The organism is Nostoc sp., assembly GCF_036919675.1.
Taxonomy (GTDB): domain Bacteria; phylum Cyanobacteriota; class Cyanobacteriia; order Cyanobacteriales; family Nostocaceae; genus Nostoc.
This window is the reverse complement of record NZ_JBALCP010000078.1, coordinates 79,159-98,034: the sequence shown is the minus strand read 5'-3', so window position 1 is coordinate 98,034 and position 18,876 is coordinate 79,159. Positions and strand designations below refer to the sequence as shown.

Genomic DNA, 18,876 nt, shown 5'->3' with positions numbered 1-18,876 from the left:
TAATGAAAAACTATTATCAAGATTTTTTAATTCGTGATTGGGTGGAAAGCGATCGCACTAGAGCCGCCGAAGTCATCAGTTATGTATTATCAGAATACGGTCTGGGTTGGGAACCAAACGGTGCTGACCGAGATGTGCTGCGAGTAGAGGAATATTATTTAGCCACTGGGGGAGAGTTTTGGGTAATTGAACACCAAAGCCAGTTAGTGGGTACTGGGGCATACTACCCAATAGATCGTGGCGAAAAAGCTGTAGAAATCCGCAAAATGTATCTTTTGCCCAGCATCAGGGGTTTGGGATTGGGGAAATATTTGTTACAACAGCTAGAAGCAGCGATCGCAGATCGTGGTTTTGGGCAAATTTGGATTGAAACCACCAGCATTTTGGTGGAAGCAGTCAAGCTGTATGAAAGCAACGGCTACACTCCAGCAACAGGTGTGGAAACAATAGGCTATGTTGGCATTGCCAGCCGCAGGCATCGCGTGTATGTTAAGTTACTGCACAACAGTTAAAGGAGTTAACTCCTAATTCTTAAAATGCACACTTGGACTAAAAATCTCACAGGCTTACTCAATCTTTTTCTCCAATCTCATTGCCCTCTGTGCCAACGTGCAACCTCGGAAGAATTCTGTCAAAACTGCACCAGACAACTGCAAAAATGTCAACGAAAAGACCCGATTTCTCTGTGGCAAGAACCAATACCAGTATTTGGCTGGGGGGAATATGGTGGCCCGGTAAAACGAGCGATCGCGGCGATGAAATACGAAAATCAACCCCAAATAGCTCGTCCCTTTGGTCAATGGTTAGGAGAAGCATGGTTGTTAAATTCCCCGAGGCGAGATAGCCAACCTGTGGTAGTTCCCATTCCACTGCACCCTAGCAAGCAAAAGCAACGTAAATACAATCAAGCCGCACTGATCGCACAAAGCTTCTGCGAAATAACTGGATTAAAATTGAAACTAAACGGTTTAGCAAGAGTGCGAGAAACTGAAGCGCAATTTGGTTTATCGGTATCTAAACGGGAAAAAAACTTAGCTCAAGCTTTTGCTGTTAGCCAAGAATTTCGCCATCGTCCCCCAAATGTCCCAGTGCTGTTAGTGGACGACATTTATACTACTGGTGCTACTGCCAGGTCTGCTGTGCAAACACTTCGTCAGTATGGAATTGTGGTCTTAGGATTAGTAGCAGTAGCCACTACCGTCAAAGACGGATAAATCCAGAATTAATGGGCAAGCTTTGACATATAAGTGCATAAATTGACTGAATTACCCTATTTTTGTGGAAAAAATTGCTTGAAATGTATGAATAAAGTTTTTGCAGCGGATTTAAAACAACTGATCATCATTCCTGCCACATTGCTGGCAATAGGCATAAGTACAAGTGCAGCTTTTGCTCAAAATAAGTTGTATAGTCCAATTCCTTTACCTAACAGTACTGAAATTACTGATAGCCTCTCAGATAAAGACATTCCCACAGGTCAAGGTGGATTTGCTCGTGATTACACAGTCAAGTTACAGAAGGGCGATAATTTAGCAGTTGACCTGTCATCTGAAAACTTTGACAGCATCATCACACTGCTGGCACCTGATGGATCGACTCTGGCAGAAAATGATGATGGCCCTGATGGTAGTAGCAATTCCCTACTATTTTCCCGCATCGTAGAGACAGGGAATTATGTTATTCGTGTCCGGTCTTTTGGGGAAACTGGGGTTGGGGTTTTTAAACTCAAGGTGACAAAGCTGCAACCGATTAAATAAAGTTAGGAGTCATTCAATTTTGGATTTTAGACTTCGGCTCCTTTCGGCTTCTCTACGAGACGCTGCGCGAACGCTCAAGGCAAGTCGCTCAGTCGAACGATTTTAGATTTTAGATTTTTTCTTCAATTCCATTTTCCAAAATTCAAAATCTAAAATTGACAGAGTTTGGAGTTTGGATTATTTAACTCCTAACTTTTCATTCCTCACTCCTAACTTCCTACAGTGGTCAGCACGCAGAGAAATAAGGCTTCAGTCCACTCGACAACTGCGCCGTAGGTATCTCCAGTGTGTCCGCCTAATTTGTGGTTGAACCACGCACCAGTTAAAGTGGCGATCGCACTTCCAGCAATGATCATTGTCAGTGCGAGAAATAGCTGCTGTTTATTTATCAGCACAAGTAAACCACTTAAACAAAACAACAAAAATAATCCGGGTAACAAATCTTTGTAAGAACGAATGGCTTGTTTGTGAAAGGCACCTTTGCCAGTTGGTTTCAGGTAAGGATATCGCGCGATCGCCACCTGTTGTCCCCAACGTCCCCACCCACAAGCAGCCATCAACAGTAACCAACGGTTTTCTGGCATATCTGTTAAGGCTGTTATTTTCAGGATCACCAAGGCGATCGCTGCCATTCCTCCAAAAGCACCTGTGGCACTATCTGCCATTACCTCCAGTCGCCGATCTGGGTCGCCTACTGCCAAACCATCAGCAGTATCCATTGCCCCATCTAAGTGTAGTCCTCCAGTAATCGCAATCCAAACACTTACTACCAAAGTACTACGAGTTAGCACGGGCATACCAATATAATCCATCCCCGTATCCAGTAACCCTAAAATTCCCCCAATTATCAACCCTACAAGCGAAGCAAGCCGTGCCACTCCCCGAAAGTCCAATCCGTTCAAATCCGGTAGAGGAATAGCACTGTAAAATATTATACTAGCTGCCAGCTTTAACAGCAGCTTTTTCCACCACTGTTGCTGTTTTGTCATCTTAGTTACATTAATATTTGGTTAATTGCTAGATAAGAGTGATAATTTTAGTACAATTCGACATCAGTAGACTTTAAAGCTTTAAATAAGATTTACTTCTATTGAAGATTATTACTGAAAATTTTGTTATCCTGGTCTAAGTAGTAATTAAATAATATTGAGTATTGTTTATACAAAAAACATAAAGATTCCGGAAATTAAAATTCCATCAGCAATCAAAATTTGTATTTTGTATTCGTTAACTAAAAACTTACTCCAAATTATTTAGACGATTGCCCCACAAAATTGATATTTTTTTAAATGTAGGGAGTAAACAAGCTATTCAATTATGACAGTTTAGCTATGTTGTCGCTCTCCTTAGCTCAATCGTTATTTTCCTATGAGTCACCATCTACCCGACACCAGGATACCAGCTCCGTGCATTATTAACACGGGCATCATTGTAAATAAACTCGACATCCGGCGATTGCTGGCAGATTTAGGTCGAGTCCACTACATCTACACCCAAGAAGATAAGGTACTGAGCGAGGGTGAAGGGGATGTGATGGAAGTTTTTGCTAATCCACAAAGGTCTACCTTAGTGGCTAACCATGCGCTATATTTGAATGTTTGTAGTTTTGATTACTTGGAACTCAAACAGTCACCCCAACAAGAAACCCACTTCGATTTGATCCAAGAAGGAGTGTGTCTGCGGTTGATTCCCCGCTCAACCCCTTTACAAGAGCGACGAGAGCGAAACTTCAATGTCAGCGCCATAGAAGCGATGATGGAGCAAGTCCTCTCAGCCAGATGGGATGCAGAAATTGACGATGACTGTTCTGATTCTTTCTAAAATAGCGACTACTATAGCAATTTTATCTGAGGCTGCGCTTTATTTATGTAGAGGCAATTTATGAATTGCCCCTACATTCGGATGTTTTGCCTAAGTCCTATAGGCGCATTTTCAAAAATCTAAAATGGCATGAGTGCGAATTTTTCCTTTGAATGTCTTGCTTGCTGTAGTCAGACAAAAGCTAGAGCAGGAGTGTTTTTCACTCCTCACGGTATTGTAGAAACCCCCAGATTTATGCCAGTGGGAACGCTGGCGAATGTCAAAACTCTCACCCCATCTCAGCTACGAGATACTGGGGCGCAAATGATTTTATCCAATACTTATCATCTTCACCTACAACCAGGGGAAGCGATCGTGGCTGGAGGTGGTGGGTTGCACAAATTTATGGGTTGGAACGGCCCAATGCTCACAGATTCGGGTGGGTTTCAGGTATTCAGCTTAAGCGAGATGCGAAAAATTACTGAAGAAGGGGTCACCTTTCGCTCGCCCCATGATGGACAAATTATTAACTTAACACCAGAGCGCTCCATTGAAATTCAAAATACTTTGGGGGCAGATGTGATTATGGCCTTTGATGAGTGTCCGCCCTACCCAGCTACTCGCCAAGAGGTAGAAACTGCAACGGAGCGCACTTACCGCTGGTTAGAACGCTGCATAACGGCTCATCAAAGCAGTGAGCAGGCTTTGTTTGGGATTGTGCAAGGGGGCGTATATTTGGATTTGCGTTGCCGTGCGGCTGAGGCTTTGGCTAAGTTGGATTTGCCTGGATATGCCATTGGTGGCGTCAGTGTAGGAGAACCACCAAAATTGATGGCTGAGATTGTAAAAGTCACAGCACCGCTTCTACCCCCGGAAAAGCCGCGTTATTTGATGGGTGTGGGTACTTATCGGGAAATGGCGATCGCGATCGCATCTGGTGTAGATTTATTTGATTGCGTAATTCCCACCCGTTGGGCTAGACATGGTACAGCAATAGTCCAGGGCGGACGCTGGAATTTAAAAAATGCTAAGTTTCGTGAAGATTTTACGCCATTAGATGAAACTTGCCCCTGCTACACTTGTCAAAATTTTAGCCGTGCTTACGTGTCTCATTTAGTGCGATCGCAGGAGATTTTAGCTTACACCTTATTGAGCATTCACAACATTACCGAACTAATTCGCTTTACCCAACATATCAGAGAAGCAATATTGAGCGATCGCTTCACCACAGAATTTGGTCACTGGCTCAACTCATCTGAATCAGTACCAGATGAGGAAGAAATGACAAATAACTATTGACCAATGACCAAGACCCAAACCATGTTAAGATACTTCTCAATTATGAAAGCTGTGTTGGATAGGTGGATTTAAACAAACATGGAAGCAGCACTTTTATTAGCAAAACTGCCTGAAGCTTACCAAATCTTCGATCCCTTGGTGGACGTTCTCCCAGTTATTCCCGTATTCTTTTTGTTGCTTGCTTTCGTTTGGCAAGCAGCCGTGGGATTTAGGTAAGTTAATCTATTTTCAATTTATAGGACAGATGGTACACCTGTCCTATTTTTTTGTGGCATCATGTTTTCTAAAGTTAATATTTATTAATATTTTGTAATGAATTAATATAATAAATAAGATTTGAATCAAGCCATGTCAATATGAAGCCTTGAAAGCCAAGCTTAGAGTCAAGGAGGAATTCAGTTATGGGTAATATCAAATTCGTTAAAGAAAATAAGGAAGTAGTGGTGGCGGATGGAGCTAATCTCCGGCTAAAAGCGATGCAAAATGGTATTGATATATATAAATTGATTGGCAAGATGACGAATTGCGGTGGTAATGGACAGTGTGGCACTTGCGTTGTCGAGATAGTCGAAGGACTAGAAAATCTTTCCCCCCGCACAGATGTAGAGAACCGAAAATTCAAAAAAAAGCCAGAAAATTACCGTCTTGCCTGTCAAACTTTAGTGAATGGCTCAGTCAGTGTAGTCACCAAACCTTAAATTCTCAAATCTGCCATTGCTTCAATTTTTATCCGGTCACTAGTCAAAATACTTACCAAAATTGAGTTTCCTGATTTTGAATTTTGAATTTTGAATTTTGAATTGGTATAACTCTGTCATCTATGATGCTATCCTAATCTTGTTGACTGGAAAATTAAGAGAGGCTTTCTTGCCATGCAAGTTAATGACCTGGGGTTCATAGCGAGCATTTTGTTCGTACTGGTTCCCGCTGTGTTTTTATTAATTCTGTACATCCAAACTGCTAGCCGACAAGGTGGAAAAGATAGTTAAGAGTTTGTGTATAAAATAAATAACCCCTGCACTAGTAATGTAGGGGTTTTTATTTATCATGCTAACTGAGTGCTGAGTTAAATAAAAAGTACTCAGCACCCTTGAGCTTAAGCAATTGTTCGCGCCAACAGTACTGGACAACTGGCATTGACTCGAACATAGTCAGACAAGGAAGAACCGATGAGTCGGTCTATATCAACAAAACTCTTAGCAATGGATGGACGACGATCTGGGGAACCGAGTAATAATAAGTCTACATTCAACTCCTCTGCCAACCGACAAATTTCTTCACCAGGTTTGCCACTGCTGATATAAGAACGAGATTGAATGCCCTGTTTTTGAGCTTCTGCAACTGCGGCTGCTAAAACTGGATTTTTATCTGAGTTAACCTCGGTTATTTCCGATCTTTTTCCGCCTAAATCTGTAGCAATATTTGCCAAGATTAACTGGCCGCCCTGAATATCTCGCAGTAAAAACAGTGCTAATTTCAAGCAGTTTTTTGCGGAATCAGAGTTGTTTATTGCCACCATAATGCGCTTAATTCTTTTGACATAAATGTCATCTTTTACCAGCAACATGGGGCGAGAAGATAGTTGGAAAACATACTGACTGACTGAGTTCGATAAAATCGATTGCAGGCGTTTAAGTCCGCGTGAACCCATAATAATCAAGTCAGCGTCGATTTCATCAGCTACTTGGCAAACTACATCTTTGGGTTCGCCTTCACGCAAAATTGAAGAAACCTGACTAGGATCTAAGTTCAAAGTTTGAATTGCATTCGCCAGAATTTTACCACCATTTTCCCATTTAGCTGTCATGGTAGTAGCAGTACTTTGTGCAGGAACAACATGCAAAATTGTAACTTTTGCAGATTGAATTGAAGGGATTTCTTTCAGGGTTTTGAGCATTTCTTCTGCGTGTCCCAATCCCGATACAGCCAGCAAAATTCTTCTGATCATCTTACGTAATTTTTGTGAAGTTTACTTTTGTTTTCGCTGTTAGTACTTGGCTATGGTCAGATTTTTCCTACCTTGCTTGACAACCTAGTTAGTAAATTGGCACAAATAAACTTTGTTTTTTAATATTTAATCCTCAAACAAATGTCAAAGTAGAAAAAACTCAACAAATGTTTAAGTTTCTTTGCACGTAGTTACTTAAAATTCTCAACTAGACTTCAATTATTAAGCATACTCTCAACTTAGCCTGAAGAACTTAATAAATTATGATGCTAGTTATCATTTTTAATCTATGTTCACTTTTTTTAATTAAAAGTTAGTTAAGTATTGCAAAGAAATGCCAAAATAACTCTTCAGGAAAATTTATTTACTGTAGCCTTTAGCAGGCGATGTCTACGACGGGCTATGCCTACGCTTCCGGCTTGAATAGTCTACACTATTCCTGAATTTTCCCTATTCTCCGCCTTTTTTGAACTTTATTGCAGTTTTGGTAAATCAGATAGGATTGCTATATCCGAACACCAGAAGAATGTGAGATAATAGCGTCCGAATTCTGATGTTCTAATAGTTGAAGTCATATTTCATCCTATATTGAAACCCCCCAGATTATATTTGGGGGGTTTGGTTGATTACTTGTGAGATTTGTTTAACTTAGATGTGCTCCTGGTTGTCCGTTTTGGACTACAAACGAAGCTAGGGTTTTGACAGAGGCATTCAAGTCAACAATGCTTGATACAACGCGGTAGTCACTTTGCCAGCGTTCTGGGGTAAGTTTGCAGCGGACGTCTCCCCAGCACCGTCAAAAAACTTAGTACGAGGATTATTACGTAGAGCAGCTTAATCTCTGTTTTACTTCTGAATTCGGAATTATACTTACTGGATAAATTACGAATTATTTAAAACCTGCCATTCCCCTGAACAATGTGCTTGACAGTGGTCAAGGTTTCCAGGCTGATAAATCCCCGACGATGACCTTTTTGGTTAGACATGCCGAGAAATACTGAATCTCCTCGCGAGGGGTTGCGGGAAAAACGCGGCGAAGTGTTGATGTAGGTAGAGGCACTGTTAACTCCTAAAGCAAACTGCCGACTTTCCTGGTAGGATTCAGTAACGATGCAGTCGGCATGACCACTGCTGTATTCATTAATCCAGGCGATCGCAGGCTCTAAGCTATCCACCAGTTTAAAAGCTACTGTCCTAGTTAAATAAGGATTTCCCCATTCGCCTTCTTTCACCAGCTGCAATTGGGGAAAGGCTTCTACTAGTTCTGCATCTCCTTTAATTTCAAAGCCTTTTTCCTTCAAACTGTTCCACAGAACGGCTATTGAAGACCGCAAAGCTTGGCGATGAATTAGTACCTTTTCAATGGCATTAACTTGGTCTGGTTCGCTTTGATGGCTATCAAGAATCATCCAGCGCACCATTTCTAAGTTGCTATTGAGTGACCAGTAGAGGTAACAATTACCCATCGCTGATTTTAAGACTGGGCAAGTTGACTGTCTTACTACCTGCTGTATCAAGCCGGAACGTCCGTAGGGAATCGCTAAATTCAGGTACTGATCTTGGGTAACTAAATCCCGAATTGAAGCACCATGTTCTGCTGTGATCAGTTCTAGACACCCTGGAGGTAGACCAACTTCGGCGATCGCATTTTGCAGTACCTCAGCGATCACCGCGTTAGAATGGCTAGCTTCAGTACTGCCTTTGAGAATTAGACAATTGCCAGTTTTGATACAAAAACCCGCTGCGATCGCCCCTAAATCCGGGAACGCCTCATAAATAAATCCAATCACTCCCAAGGGCATTAACTGGGTGTAACTCTGGGAATCTTCCAGTTGATAATCAGCAGTTCTGACGCGCCGCAGCGGATCTGATAATTCCCCCAACCGTTGTAAAATGTCTACTGTCATCTCTAGCCTTGTGGGAGTCAGCTTCAGCCAGTCCAATATCAACTCTGACACTGCCATTTCCCGACTGGCTTCTAAATCCAAGGTGTTGGCTTCTAGAATGTCGTCAAATGAGCGCTCAAGGGCTTGTGCCATCGCCAGTACTGCACGACTCCGGTCTGCTCCCTTTGTGATCCCCAACTTTAGGGAGGCTTGATAGGCTCGTTGGGCACTAGTAATCGGTTCGGGGTGATCATCCAAAACTTCAACAGTCATTGAGTTAACGTCTGTAGGTAAGCCAGACCATTAATGCTGGCAGAATAGCCAATAGCACCGCCACCATTGCCCAAGCAATAATGCTGGAACCATTTGCCAATCGCAGTGCTAATGGTAGCCATATAATCACTAGCACGAAAATAATGCCAAGTGCTATAGGCAAATAGCTTTCTCCCAAGCGGGGATGAACAACATGCCAACTATTTCCCATCCAACGCCAAGCCCGCTTGTAGGGATAGGTGGTAGAAAGCTGTTCTAGCACATGACCATTATCTTCTACTACAAAGATTTGCTGACAGCGATCGCAACCAAATGCTTCTGTCAGCGTAATCGGAATTAACTGACCCCGGCGACGACAGGGACAGGGGTATTCGGTATTGAAGTCTATTTTTTCGGGTTTTTGAGATTGCACAAGCGTTCTAATAACTTGAGCGTGTTTTATACAAACTGCGAGAATATGATCCCTTAATAAATGCCTTAGAGGCTTTTCTCTTTATGAAGATGGACAGGCGATGCAAACAGTAGATGCAGCAGACTCTAAATATTCTAATTGCCATATGAATACGGGGTTTTCTGTTTGTAGTCTTTTCCCGAACTGGCAATCTTATTTAAAAATTTCCTTCTCTTCATTTATCGCTTTCAAGGTAATATGGTTGCATTTTTGGATTTATTGTGCTGACACACCTGGTACAATTTTAAGCCTACGTGGTGAGCACTCCTAAAATAAATCGTTTGGGAAGGCTACGTTCATAAACAAAAGACACTAATAAACCCTAGATTTTCCTTTGGGTCACTATATATTACTATCCAGTTATCAAGGTTACATCGGGATTAGTTCACAAGCATTTCAAGAGCGGGAATTGCCAAAACATCCAGAGCGTCTGTGTAACTCTTTGCCCAAATACATTGTGGCTAACTTCACTGCTAAAAGACCCTTTGCACTTGACAACACTATTATTTAACCAGCCACCTTTAGTCCAGTGTAATACACCCTAAGTAAGTCGGCGTAAATAATCAAAGATTTGTAGTCAGGGCTTTAGCCCTACTTTGAGGGCTAAAGCCCTGACTACAAACTAATTTCACTATTTTTTACAGTAGTTAATATAGTTTGAGTTATTCTCACTGACTTACTTACAGAAACTGAATTGATTACACCTATAAAGATTGTATCCAAGCTAATCCATATCTAGATTAGTCTAAAGCTGGGTTTTATATTTCTTAGGAATGATTTTAGTGGACGATATTCAAATTCGGATAGTAGATGATTTCTTTGTTCTATCTGTCCACATTCGGATCATTTCACACAGATGCAGCGCGAATCGACGAACACTTCAACGCACCCTAAAAATACAAAACCTCTTGAAATTTTTAGCTCCAAGAGGTTTTACTTGGAAGCGGGTAACGCGATTCGAACGCGCGACATTCACCTTGGCAAGGTGACGCTCTACCACTGAGCTATACCCGCAATCAATAACCAAATATTAGTCTCTCAGATTTATCCCTAATTGTCAACCCCTTAATTTAGTTTTGAGCGCCGAGTTTTTTAACTCATAACTCAGCACTCATCCGATTAGGCAGTAATTGAGAAACTCACTCACTTAATAGTGCTGAGAGGGAAATGACTCGTGCGAACGCCACCTGCTCTTCTAGTCGCAGTCAGTTTAAGAATAACTATCTACGTTTGGAAGCATCCTAGTCCGGAGAAATCTCGGCTACTTAGTACGCACATTGAGGCGTAACACAAAAAGAGCAAGTAATTACATTATTTCTCGTCCTAATAGTTGTTTTGAGCGTCTAGAGGGATATTTGACTATCCCTTTCCTGCTTGGCTTGGAGAATCGAGCCTGTGTTTATACCTGAGAGTGTCAATTAGCTCAGTTCTTCTGACTCCACAGTTAAATTGCCGACACTGGCACTTTGAAAAGAGGCCGGCAAAGACTGGCTATTACGAGAATATGGCTCTGCCAGATTAGAACGCAATTGCCGCATCAGGCTTGCCATTTCTAGGGCATTCAGGGCATAATCCCAGCCATGATTACCTTTTATCCCTGCCCGTTCTAAAGCTTGCTGCATAGTGTCTACTGTCAAAATGCCAAAAATTACTGGCACCCCAGTTTGAAAGCTAGCGGCAGCAATACCTTTAGAAACTTCTGAGGATACGTAATCAAAATGGGGTGTTTGCCCTCGAATGACTGCACCTAAACAAATTACAGCATCATAACGATGGGAAAGTGCTAGTTGGCGAGCTACTAAAGGTACCTCAAAACTTCCTGGCACCCAAACATAGTCCACCTGACTACCGTGGGGGTTAGGGTCTACACCGTGGCGTTTCAAGCAATCTTGACATCCCTCTAGCAGCTTTCCGGTAACAAGGTCATTGAATCGACCAATCACCACTGCAAACCGCAAAGGCTCCGTTTGAGTAAAAGTTCCCTCGAAAACTGCCATGACTGCCTCTTAATCAACTATACTTCTTCGGGTCAATATACATTTCTTATTTAAATGTAGAGGAGCAGGAAAGCACGGTCAGGAGAAAGGAAACAGGAAAAATCGAAAAATCTCTCCTTTTTTCCTTTAATCTTTGACCTTGGCTTTTCTGCCCCTCTAGTTCTTATATTATGTGCCTGCGCCAGAGTGAAGCCGTCGCCTACACGACAAAAAAGTTTAACAAACCAACTAAAAATACCAAACCAATCCAGACGCCAGAACCAAGCCAAAGCAGTTTTTTAGATTCAACCCAATTTTGGGGAGTGGCGTAAGCAACGGGGACGCCCACAACCAGGACAAAAGACAACACGACTAGACCTATCAAGGCAAACTGGAATATTATGGTCATTTTTGCTTCTCCCAATACAGCGAAATAGTGATATGTCCTACACTAACAGTAAGCTGTACAGTGTAGGCAACGAGTATGACTCCTGCTATTGCATAGGACATTTCCAGAAGCTCTGGTTTTATGTCCTCCTGATGCCCCACGGCCAACAGTTTGATTTTTTCTTCCTTTCGTAACCCACAAATTTTACGACACAGGATGAATTGCTTATGACTTTTGCACTGATGTGTCAACCAATGGTAAATTTGCATTGTTTGAAAGGAAGTCTACTCGTTTCCCGTTGTCCAACCTTTGACATAGGTTTCCCAGAGGGCAATAAGCGAGGTGTATCAACGACCGTGGCGGCGAGTAACCAATTAAATCATACAACGCCCTGATCATCTATTTCAGAATATTTGACAATTAGGGTGCTGACTCTGAGGGGTAAAGAGTGAGGCTTCTGCTCATTTTAGCTAAAGGGCGACACTGACACTTTTTTCTTGTTGTTAAGTTACCAAAAATTGCAACATTTTAGTCGTTTGTTCTTTGTATAAGTACCTATGACCAATGACTAATGACTCTTAACTATGGATTTAATTCTTTGCCACACAACAGCAGATTTTGACGCACTAGGAGCAGCAGTAGGGTTAACGCGGCTAATACCGGGAAGTAAGATTGTCTTGACTGGCGGTTCTGACCCTACTGTACGGGATTTTTTAGCATTGCATCGGGATGAATATCCGCTGATTGAACGCCGTTCGGTGAATCCAGAAAAAATTCGTTCTCTGACTGTGGTGGATACGCAACAGCGCGATTGCTTGGGTAAAGCTGCTGAGTGGTTAGATTTACCGCATGTAACAGAGATTATAGTTTATGACCATCACTTAGGACAAGAATCAGATATTCCCGCCAGGCGATCGCATATTTCCTCAGTAGGAGCCACTACAACTTTAATTGTGGAGCTATTGCAACAACAGCAAATTTCTCTAACTCCTCCCGAAGCAACTGTGATGGCTTTGGGTATCCATGTTGACACTGGCTCCTTGACCTTTGACCAATCCACACCACGAGATGCCTTGGCTTTGGCTTGGTTGATGCAACAAGATGCCAGTTTATCAGTAATTTCTACTTACCGTGACCCTGGCTTGTCTTTGCAATTGCAGCAGCTATTAACTGAATCACTGGAAAATTTAGAATATCTTTGTCTACATGGATATACGGTTGCTTGGGTAACTCTGAAAACAGATGGTTTTGTGCCGGGGCTATCGAGTTTGGCTTCAGAACTCGTGGAATTAACCGAAATTGATGGCATACTATTAGCCAATGAATATCCTTTGAGTGAAAGTGATTCCCGCTTAACAGTAATTGGGCGATCGCAAATTCCCAAAACGAATCTTAACCAATTATTCCAACCTCTAGGTGGCGGCGGTCATTCACAAGCTGCATCGCTAAACCTAAGGGGGGTTGATTCGCAGGCAATATTAAAACAACTCTTGGACGGGGTAAAAGCGCAAATTCCCCATCCCCCCACCGCTAGGGATTTGATGTCCTCTCCTGTCCGCACTATTCTGCCTGAAACTACAATTGCCGAAGCACAGCGCATTTTATTACGCTATGGACAGTCTGGTTTATCTGTAGTCGATGCTCAAGGGCAACTGGTAGGTATTATTTCGCGGCGGGATATCGATATCGCCTTGCATCACGGATTTAGTCATGCACCAGTCAAGGGTTACATGACTACGAATCTGAAAACGATTACACCAGATACGACATTGCCACAAATTGAGTCAGTGATGGTAACCTACGATATCGGACGCTTACCAGTATTGGAAAATGGGCAGTTAGTTGGTATCGTCACTCGTACTGATGTTTTGCGGGAATTACATCAGCAAAGGGATGAAGACCGAGGAAGGGGAAAGGCAAAGAGGGGGAAAAGTAATATTAATCTCCCTCAATTGCAAAATAAACTTGCTCCTCAGTTATGGCAATTACTCACCACAGCATCGCAAGAAGCAGAAAAACGGGGTTGGCATCTTTATCTTGTCGGGGGTGCAGTGCGGGATTTGCTGTTAGCTGACGCAGCAGGTAGCTTGATGATTAAAGATATTGACCTCGTAGTTGATGGCTTTCATAAATCAGCAGATGTTGGTGCTGGTGTGGAACTAGCAAAAGCACTCCAACAACTTTACCCTGCGGCTCGCTTAGAAATCCACGGGGCTTTTCAAACTGCTGCTTTGTTGTGGCACAAAGACCCGGAATTAGATTCTCTATGGGTAGATATTGCTACGGCTAGGACAGAATTTTATCCTTACCCAGCGGCGAATCCAGAAGTTGAGGCGAGTTCTATTCGTCAAGACTTGTATCGTCGAGATTTTACCATCAATGCGATCGCCTTGCGGCTTACTACCCCTCGTTCAGGTGAATTACTTGACTTCTTTGGCGGTTTACTGGATTTAGAAGCCAAGCAAATTCGGGTTTTACATGCCAACAGCTTTATCGAAGACCCCACCCGCATTTATCGTGGTGTACGCTTTGCCGTGCGCTTTGGATTTCAGATAGAACCGCAAACTGAAGAGTTTATCCGCTATGCCATCAACAGTGGCGTTTACGATCGCACTGCTCAAGAGAATAGCAGAACTCCAGCCCTGCAAACTAGACTGAAAACAGAATTAAAATACATTCTCGAAGCCCCCTACTGGAAATCGGCTTTGCAGTTACTCGATAACTTAGGGGCATTGCAATGTATCCATCCTACCCTGAAGCTAGACGCAGAACTTCTGCGACAATTACGCTTGCTAGAACGCTGCTTGCGGCGATTTGACCCGCAACCAACCCTTATCCATTGGGAAATGCGCTTAGAAACGTTAATCGCCCACCTAACATCACAATATCGGGCGAAAGTAGCAAAAAATCTGCAATTGCCAGAGGATAGCATTGCTAGGCTGAAGAACTTAGCTCAATTTCAAACTGAGGTGATGACATTATTACCCACTTTTCAACCCCCCAGTCAAGTAGTGCAGTTGCTGCGACAGTACGATTTACCAATGCTGATTTTAATCGCCGTGCAAAGTCCACGAGAGATTAGACATCAGATTTGGGAATATTTCACTGTTTGGGCAAATATGCAGCCACTATTGAATGGCAATGATTTAAAGAAACTTGGTTACAAACCAGGGCCCCAGTATCGGCAAATATTAGATGATGTAGTTGCTGCTACTTTGGATGGAGTGATTAAAGATAAGACTGAGGCTGAAGAGTTTTTAGCCAACCATTATCCTCAGTAATTTATATTTACCATATCTGGTTTTTATGCAAACACAAACACCAAAAAAATACTCCACTCCAGAGGAATATTTACAACTAGAGGATGCGATTAACATTCTTATTGAAAGATAAATCGCACTTTTTTAGGGAAGAATAAAGCAGCATGGAAAGTGCGGGTAAACTGCTTACCGTTAGTGCTAACAAAACTAATGGATTGAGAAAGCCTGCTATTATCCCAGTTCCTACACTAGCCCCAAACCCTAATATTAGTAGTATTAGTACAATTGTAAATGAGTCTTTAGCCAAATCTATAACCCAATCCATAGCCCCACCCATAGCCCCAAACACAACCACACACTCACAGCCCAACTCACAGCCCAATCCACAACCTCCACAATACGCCCCACAGCCACACCCACAGCATATAAGTCAGTGGCTTTCGTCGGCTCAAACATTTGCTCTGGCGGAATAAAACCCGGAGTACCTTTAAATACGCTACTCCCCGCCACTTCTTGGCTACCAATACGAGCAAAACCAAAGTCAATTAATATAGACATTGAGTTCTTCATCTACCAAGATGTTTTCCGGCTTAATATCCTGATGAATTACCGGAGGATTGAGAAATTGCAGGTACCCAAGAATTTCTAAGGCTTTGACAGTAATTTGCTTAACTTCCTGTATTTCCAGGTAAGCTATCGTTTGTGTGCCCCTAAACTTTGCGAATAGAATTCGCAAAGGCTGAAGTCGCATATCGCGTCACGTAAATCTCTAACTCCCTAGCAGAAGCCGTAAAGCATACAGGCAAGTTATAATTCTCTTGCGGATCAACGTAACAAAAATTTATGAGTAACCCCCTTGTACAAGCCTTTTTCGTAGGCAGAGCGGTAGCTGAAGTAGTTAATGAGCGTTTAGAGGTCGCCTTGACCGATGCTTTGAGTGATCTGGGCAAATTTGATGCCGAAGCTAGAGAGCAGTTGCGCCAGTTTACAGAAGAAGTCCTAGAGCGGGCAAATCGGTCAGCAGAAGTTGCTAATGCTGGTCAACCTACCACAGGTAGTGGGCAACCCAGTTCTGATTCAGGTGACTTGCAAGCAGATATTGATGAATTACGAGCAGAAATTGCCCTGTTACGAACAGAATTGCAACATTATCGCCGAACTTCTGCATAAATTTGGGCATTGGTCATTAGTCATTAGTCCAAAAATTATGCACAAATGACAAAGGACAAAACACAAATGGCACTTTATCAAAAACAGTTTAGGAATCAGAGTGTCTTTTCTTCTAAGTGATTCGGTTGCAAACCAACGGTACACACAGCATATGGAACAAGGTTATTCAGATAAGGCATACCGTTGGAATCGGGAAAAATACTCTAGCAGACGGCGTTTTGTGGACATTTGGTCTTTTGTCTTGACCTTATTGTTCAAACTTTGGCTATACAACAAATCTTGGAGTTATCCAGGTGGTGTGACTGACACAAAGCAAGCTGCAAGACGCAAAACCCAAGCAGTCTGGATTCGCAATACCCTGCTGGATTTAGGGCCAACCTTTATCAAAGTTGGGCAACTGTTTTCTACCCGTGCTGATATATTCCCTGGTGAATATGTAGAAGAACTAGCCAAATTACAAGACAAAGTACCGGCATTTAGCTATGAGCAAGTAGAAGCGACCATTGAGAAAGAACTAGGCAAGAAAATTCCTGAACTCTTCCATAATTTTGAACCTATTCCCTTAGCTGCTGCTAGCTTGGGGCAAGTACACAAAGCTGTGCTGCATACTGGGGAATCGGTTGTAGTTAAAGTGCAACGTCCTGGATTGAAGAAGTTATTTGAAATAGATTTACAAATTCTCAAGGGAATTACCCGCTACTTTCAAAACCATCCCAAATGGGGACGGGGGCGAGATTGGTTGGGTATTTATGAAGAATGTTGTCGCATTCTTTGGGAAGAAATTGATTATCTTAACGAAGGTCGTAACGCCGATACTTTTCGCCGGAATTTTCGCGGCTACGATTGGGTGAATGTCCCAAGAATATATTGGCGTTATGCTACTTCCAGAGTGCTAACTTTAGAATATCTCCCTGGAATTAAAATTAGCCAGTATGAAGCTTTAGAAGCAGCGGGTTTGGATCGAAAGGCGATCGCTCGTCAAGGTGCTCAAGCCTACTTACTACAGTTACTCAATAGTGGCTTTTTCCACGCCGACCCTCACCCAGGCAATATTGCCATTAGTGCAAGTGGTGCTTTGATATTCTACGATTTCGGCATGATGGGGCGGATTAAATCCAACGTGCGCGAAGGACTGATGCAAACACTTTTTGGTATTGCCCAAAAAGATGGCGATCGCGTTGTTCAGTCTCTAATCGATTTAGGCGCGATCGCCCCAACGGATGACATGGGCCCAGTGCGGCGTTCCGTCCAGTATATGCTGGATCATTTCATGGATAAGCCCTTTGAAAATCAATCGGTCGCGGCAATCAGTGACGACCTTTACGAAATAGCTTATAATCAGCCATTTAGATTTCCAGCAACCTTCACTTTTGTGATGCGAGCCTTTTCTACCTTAGAAGGGGTAGGCAAAGGTTTAGATCCAGAGTTTAACTTTATGGAAGTTGCCAAACCATATGCAATGCAGCTTATGACCGATATGAATGGTTCTGAGGGGAATAGCTTTCTTAACGAATTAAGTCGTCAAGCAGCTCAGGTAAGTAGTACTGCGTTCGGTCTACCCCGTAGGTTAGAGGAGACCTTAGAGAAGCTAGAACGGGGAGACATGCGCCTGCGCGTTCGGTCTATAGAAACTGAACGGCTGTTGCGGCGGCAGAGCAGTATTCAGCTCTCAATAAGCTATGCTCTGTTAATCAGTGGTTTCACACTTTCAGCTACGATCTTGGTGGTTAACAATTATCTATGGTGGGCACTAGTGCCTGGTTTAATTGCAGCAGGGCTTTCAGTGATCCTGATCCGACTACTTTTACGCCTAGACCGTTACGATCGGATGTATTAATTGTTGCAAAAATTTATGAAACTTAATTTCACGGGTTTTACCGATCCGGGACTTATTCGTTCTAATAATCAGGATAATTACCATATCGACCCAGAGGGACGGTTTTTCGTTGTTGCCGATGGTATGGGTGGTCATGCCGGAGGTGAGGAAGCAAGTCGGATCGCCACTGGAGAAATTCAAGCGTATTTGCTGGCAAATTGGCAATCTTCTAAATCTTCTCAAGAATTGCTAGAGCAAGCTTTGTGGCGTGCCAATGAAGCGATTTTGCAGGATCAGCAAAATCATCCTGAACGCGGCGACATGGGTACAACGGTTGTAGCGGTAATTTTTCGCTCCCCAGAGTCGCCTTGGTGCGCTCATGTTGGCGATTCGCGGCTGTATCGCTTCCGAGAGTCGCAATTAGAACAGATAACAGAAGACCACACTTGGGTAGCACGGGCAATCAAAATAGGTGACATCACCTTAGATGAAGCACGATTACATCCTTTTCGTCATGTATTATCGCGCTGTTTAGGGCGTGAAGACTTGCATCAGATTGATGTGCAACCACTAGATGTAAAAGTTGGCGATCGCTTGCTGTTATGTAGTGATGGTCTCACCGAAGAACTTGTCGAACAGAAGATTGCTAGCTGCCTCCAAGACAGTCCTTGGCTTGATAAGGTCGCCATTTCTCTAGTTGAGGCTGCTAAGGAGCATGGAGGGCACGATAACATCACAGTTGTCATCGTCTCACTTGACTAAAAAGTTATGAGTCATTCAATTTTAGATTTTGAATTTTGGTGAAGCAGGGTGATGAGTCAGGTGCTAACAGCGGGTTTCCCGACTTGTACC

General features: G+C 42.8%; 20 protein-coding genes, 1 tRNA gene and 1 pseudogene. 12 read left to right on the top strand and 10 right to left on the bottom strand.

Translation table 11 applies throughout. The features are described from left to right. Nucleotides 1–2: 2 nt before the first annotated feature. The 3 genes from V7K49_RS17785 (at nt 3) to V7K49_RS17775 (ending at nt 1,757) form a co-directional block, all read left to right on the top strand. Complete coding sequence (locus V7K49_RS17785; RefSeq protein WP_334869053.1) at nt 3–512, top strand: GNAT family N-acetyltransferase; 510 nt, start codon at nt 3–5, stop codon at nt 510–512. A gap of 24 nt (nt 513–536) precedes the next feature. Continuing rightward, nucleotides 537–1,214, top strand: coding sequence for a ComF family protein (locus V7K49_RS17780; RefSeq protein WP_335149342.1), 678 nt, complete (start codon nt 537–539; stop codon nt 1,212–1,214). Nucleotides 1,215–1,301: 87 nt separating this feature from the next. After that, nucleotides 1,302–1,757, top strand: coding sequence for a PPC domain-containing protein (locus tag V7K49_RS17775; RefSeq protein ID WP_335206639.1), 456 nt, complete (start codon nt 1,302–1,304; stop codon nt 1,755–1,757). Nucleotides 1,758–1,966: 209 nt separating this feature from the next. Here the strand turns inward: V7K49_RS17775 and cobS are convergent, their stop codons facing one another. Then, nucleotides 1,967–2,746: an adenosylcobinamide-GDP ribazoletransferase gene (gene cobS / locus V7K49_RS17770; protein ID WP_335206637.1), complete on the bottom strand. Its 780-nt coding sequence runs from the start codon at nt 2,744–2,746 to the stop codon at nt 1,967–1,969. A gap of 379 nt (nt 2,747–3,125) precedes the next feature. On the opposite strand from cobS, the gene V7K49_RS17765 reads away from it, so the two are divergent. The 5 genes from V7K49_RS17765 to psbM all read left to right on the top strand — a co-directional run bounded on the left by V7K49_RS17765 (nt 3,126) and on the right by psbM (nt 5,845). Further along, the gene (locus tag V7K49_RS17765; RefSeq protein WP_334869061.1) at nt 3,126–3,578 is read left to right on the top strand and encodes a hypothetical protein; all 453 of its coding nucleotides are present in this window, start codon (nt 3,126–3,128) and stop codon (nt 3,576–3,578) included. A 129-nt stretch (nt 3,579–3,707) separates the two neighbouring features. Further along, complete coding sequence (gene tgt / locus V7K49_RS17760) at nt 3,708–4,856, top strand: tRNA guanosine(34) transglycosylase Tgt (RefSeq protein ID WP_335206635.1); 1,149 nt, start codon at nt 3,708–3,710, stop codon at nt 4,854–4,856. 78 nt (nt 4,857–4,934) lie between these two features. Next, a complete protein-coding gene (locus V7K49_RS17755; protein ID WP_006195022.1) occupies nt 4,935–5,072 on the top strand; it encodes a photosystem II reaction center protein K in 138 nt (45 codons plus the stop codon). Nucleotides 5,073–5,257: 185 nt separating this feature from the next. Beyond that, nucleotides 5,258–5,554, top strand: a complete 297-nt coding sequence (locus V7K49_RS17750) for a 2Fe-2S iron-sulfur cluster-binding protein (protein ID WP_334723811.1) — start codon at nt 5,258–5,260, stop codon at nt 5,552–5,554. 174 nt (nt 5,555–5,728) lie between these two features. Continuing rightward, nucleotides 5,729–5,845, top strand: coding sequence for a photosystem II reaction center protein PsbM (gene psbM / locus V7K49_RS17745; protein WP_273762658.1), 117 nt, complete (start codon nt 5,729–5,731; stop codon nt 5,843–5,845). Nucleotides 5,846–5,952: 107 nt separating this feature from the next. Here psbM and V7K49_RS17740 read toward each other — a convergent pair whose 3' ends face one another. The 7 genes and pseudogenes from V7K49_RS17740 to psbZ all read right to left on the bottom strand — a co-directional run bounded on the left by V7K49_RS17740 (nt 5,953) and on the right by psbZ (nt 11,799). Next, nucleotides 5,953–6,804, bottom strand: coding sequence for a universal stress protein (locus V7K49_RS17740; protein WP_335206634.1), 852 nt, complete (start codon nt 6,802–6,804; stop codon nt 5,953–5,955). Nucleotides 6,805–7,447: 643 nt separating this feature from the next. Further along, nucleotides 7,448–7,638: pseudogene (locus V7K49_RS17735) on the bottom strand (alkaline phosphatase); the annotation flags it as partial. Between the two features lie 59 nt (nt 7,639–7,697). Continuing rightward, the gene (locus V7K49_RS17730) at nt 7,698–8,963 is read right to left on the bottom strand and encodes a glutamate-5-semialdehyde dehydrogenase (RefSeq protein ID WP_335206633.1); all 1,266 of its coding nucleotides are present in this window, start codon (nt 8,961–8,963) and stop codon (nt 7,698–7,700) included. Between the two features lie 4 nt (nt 8,964–8,967). Beyond that, nucleotides 8,968–9,375, bottom strand: a complete 408-nt coding sequence (locus V7K49_RS17725; RefSeq protein WP_094348002.1) for a hypothetical protein — start codon at nt 9,373–9,375, stop codon at nt 8,968–8,970. A 981-nt stretch (nt 9,376–10,356) separates the two neighbouring features. After that, a tRNA-Gly gene (locus V7K49_RS17720) sits at nt 10,357–10,428 on the bottom strand. 404 nt (nt 10,429–10,832) lie between these two features. After that, nucleotides 10,833–11,411 carry a 6,7-dimethyl-8-ribityllumazine synthase gene (ribH, locus tag V7K49_RS17715; protein WP_334871462.1) on the bottom strand — a complete coding sequence of 193 codons (579 nt, stop codon included), beginning with the start codon at nt 11,409–11,411 and terminating at the stop codon, nt 10,833–10,835. A 199-nt stretch (nt 11,412–11,610) separates the two neighbouring features. Then, on the bottom strand, nt 11,611–11,799 hold the full coding sequence (psbZ, locus tag V7K49_RS17710) for a photosystem II reaction center protein PsbZ (RefSeq protein ID WP_298905268.1): 189 nt from the start codon (nt 11,797–11,799) through the stop codon (nt 11,611–11,613). Nucleotides 11,800–12,362: 563 nt separating this feature from the next. Here psbZ and V7K49_RS17705 point away from each other — a divergent pair. Then, complete coding sequence (locus V7K49_RS17705; RefSeq protein WP_335206632.1) at nt 12,363–15,059, top strand: CBS domain-containing protein; 2,697 nt, start codon at nt 12,363–12,365, stop codon at nt 15,057–15,059. A gap of 288 nt (nt 15,060–15,347) precedes the next feature. Here the strand turns inward: V7K49_RS17705 and V7K49_RS17700 are convergent, their stop codons facing one another. Beyond that, nucleotides 15,348–15,596 (bottom strand): hypothetical protein, encoded by a 249-nt coding sequence (locus V7K49_RS17700; protein ID WP_335206631.1) that lies wholly within the window; start codon nt 15,594–15,596, stop codon nt 15,348–15,350. Beyond that, nucleotides 15,580–15,789 (bottom strand): hypothetical protein, encoded by a 210-nt coding sequence (locus V7K49_RS17695; protein ID WP_335206630.1) that lies wholly within the window; start codon nt 15,787–15,789, stop codon nt 15,580–15,582. The genes V7K49_RS17700 and V7K49_RS17695 overlap by 17 nt, the downstream gene beginning before the upstream one ends. Before the next feature lie 92 nt (nt 15,790–15,881). Between V7K49_RS17695 and V7K49_RS17690 the strand changes: the two genes are divergently transcribed. The 3 genes from V7K49_RS17690 to V7K49_RS17680 all read left to right on the top strand — a co-directional run bounded on the left by V7K49_RS17690 (nt 15,882) and on the right by V7K49_RS17680 (nt 18,786). Beyond that, nucleotides 15,882–16,208 (top strand): DUF6825 family protein, encoded by a 327-nt coding sequence (locus tag V7K49_RS17690; protein WP_334871466.1) that lies wholly within the window; start codon nt 15,882–15,884, stop codon nt 16,206–16,208. Between the two features lie 151 nt (nt 16,209–16,359). Next, complete coding sequence (locus V7K49_RS17685; RefSeq protein ID WP_335206668.1) at nt 16,360–18,045, top strand: ABC1 kinase family protein; 1,686 nt, start codon at nt 16,360–16,362, stop codon at nt 18,043–18,045. A 15-nt stretch (nt 18,046–18,060) separates the two neighbouring features. After that, the gene (locus tag V7K49_RS17680) at nt 18,061–18,786 is read left to right on the top strand and encodes a Stp1/IreP family PP2C-type Ser/Thr phosphatase (protein ID WP_335068277.1); all 726 of its coding nucleotides are present in this window, start codon (nt 18,061–18,063) and stop codon (nt 18,784–18,786) included. The last annotated feature ends 90 nt before the right edge of the window (nt 18,787–18,876 follow it).

Coding starts and splice junctions, on each gene's coding strand:
- V7K49_RS17700 (WP_335206631.1), bottom strand. CDS start 15,596: ATGTCTATATTAATTGACTTTGGTTTTGCTCGTATTGGTAGCCAAGAA.
- V7K49_RS17705 (WP_335206632.1), top strand. CDS start 12,363: ATGGATTTAATTCTTTGCCACACAACAGCAGATTTTGACGCACTAGGA.
- V7K49_RS17730 (WP_335206633.1), bottom strand. CDS start 8,963: ATGACTGTTGAAGTTTTGGATGATCACCCCGAACCGATTACTAGTGCC.
- ribH (WP_334871462.1), bottom strand. CDS start 11,411: ATGGCAGTTTTCGAGGGAACTTTTACTCAAACGGAGCCTTTGCGGTTT.
- cobS (WP_335206637.1), bottom strand. CDS start 2,746: ATGACAAAACAGCAACAGTGGTGGAAAAAGCTGCTGTTAAAGCTGGCA.
- V7K49_RS17690 (WP_334871466.1), top strand. CDS start 15,882: ATGAGTAACCCCCTTGTACAAGCCTTTTTCGTAGGCAGAGCGGTAGCT.
- V7K49_RS17685 (WP_335206668.1), top strand. CDS start 16,360: ATGGAACAAGGTTATTCAGATAAGGCATACCGTTGGAATCGGGAAAAA.
- V7K49_RS17740 (WP_335206634.1), bottom strand. CDS start 6,804: ATGATCAGAAGAATTTTGCTGGCTGTATCGGGATTGGGACACGCAGAA.
- V7K49_RS17680 (WP_335068277.1), top strand. CDS start 18,061: ATGAAACTTAATTTCACGGGTTTTACCGATCCGGGACTTATTCGTTCT.
- psbM (WP_273762658.1), top strand. CDS start 5,729: ATGCAAGTTAATGACCTGGGGTTCATAGCGAGCATTTTGTTCGTACTG.
- V7K49_RS17695 (WP_335206630.1), bottom strand. CDS start 15,789: ATGCGACTTCAGCCTTTGCGAATTCTATTCGCAAAGTTTAGGGGCACA.
- V7K49_RS17750 (WP_334723811.1), top strand. CDS start 5,258: ATGGGTAATATCAAATTCGTTAAAGAAAATAAGGAAGTAGTGGTGGCG.
- V7K49_RS17785 (WP_334869053.1), top strand. CDS start 3: ATGAAAAACTATTATCAAGATTTTTTAATTCGTGATTGGGTGGAAAGC.
- tgt (WP_335206635.1), top strand. CDS start 3,708: ATGAGTGCGAATTTTTCCTTTGAATGTCTTGCTTGCTGTAGTCAGACA.
- V7K49_RS17765 (WP_334869061.1), top strand. CDS start 3,126: ATGAGTCACCATCTACCCGACACCAGGATACCAGCTCCGTGCATTATT.
- V7K49_RS17775 (WP_335206639.1), top strand. CDS start 1,302: ATGAATAAAGTTTTTGCAGCGGATTTAAAACAACTGATCATCATTCCT.
- psbZ (WP_298905268.1), bottom strand. CDS start 11,799: ATGACCATAATATTCCAGTTTGCCTTGATAGGTCTAGTCGTGTTGTCT.
- V7K49_RS17755 (WP_006195022.1), top strand. CDS start 4,935: ATGGAAGCAGCACTTTTATTAGCAAAACTGCCTGAAGCTTACCAAATC.
- V7K49_RS17780 (WP_335149342.1), top strand. CDS start 537: ATGCACACTTGGACTAAAAATCTCACAGGCTTACTCAATCTTTTTCTC.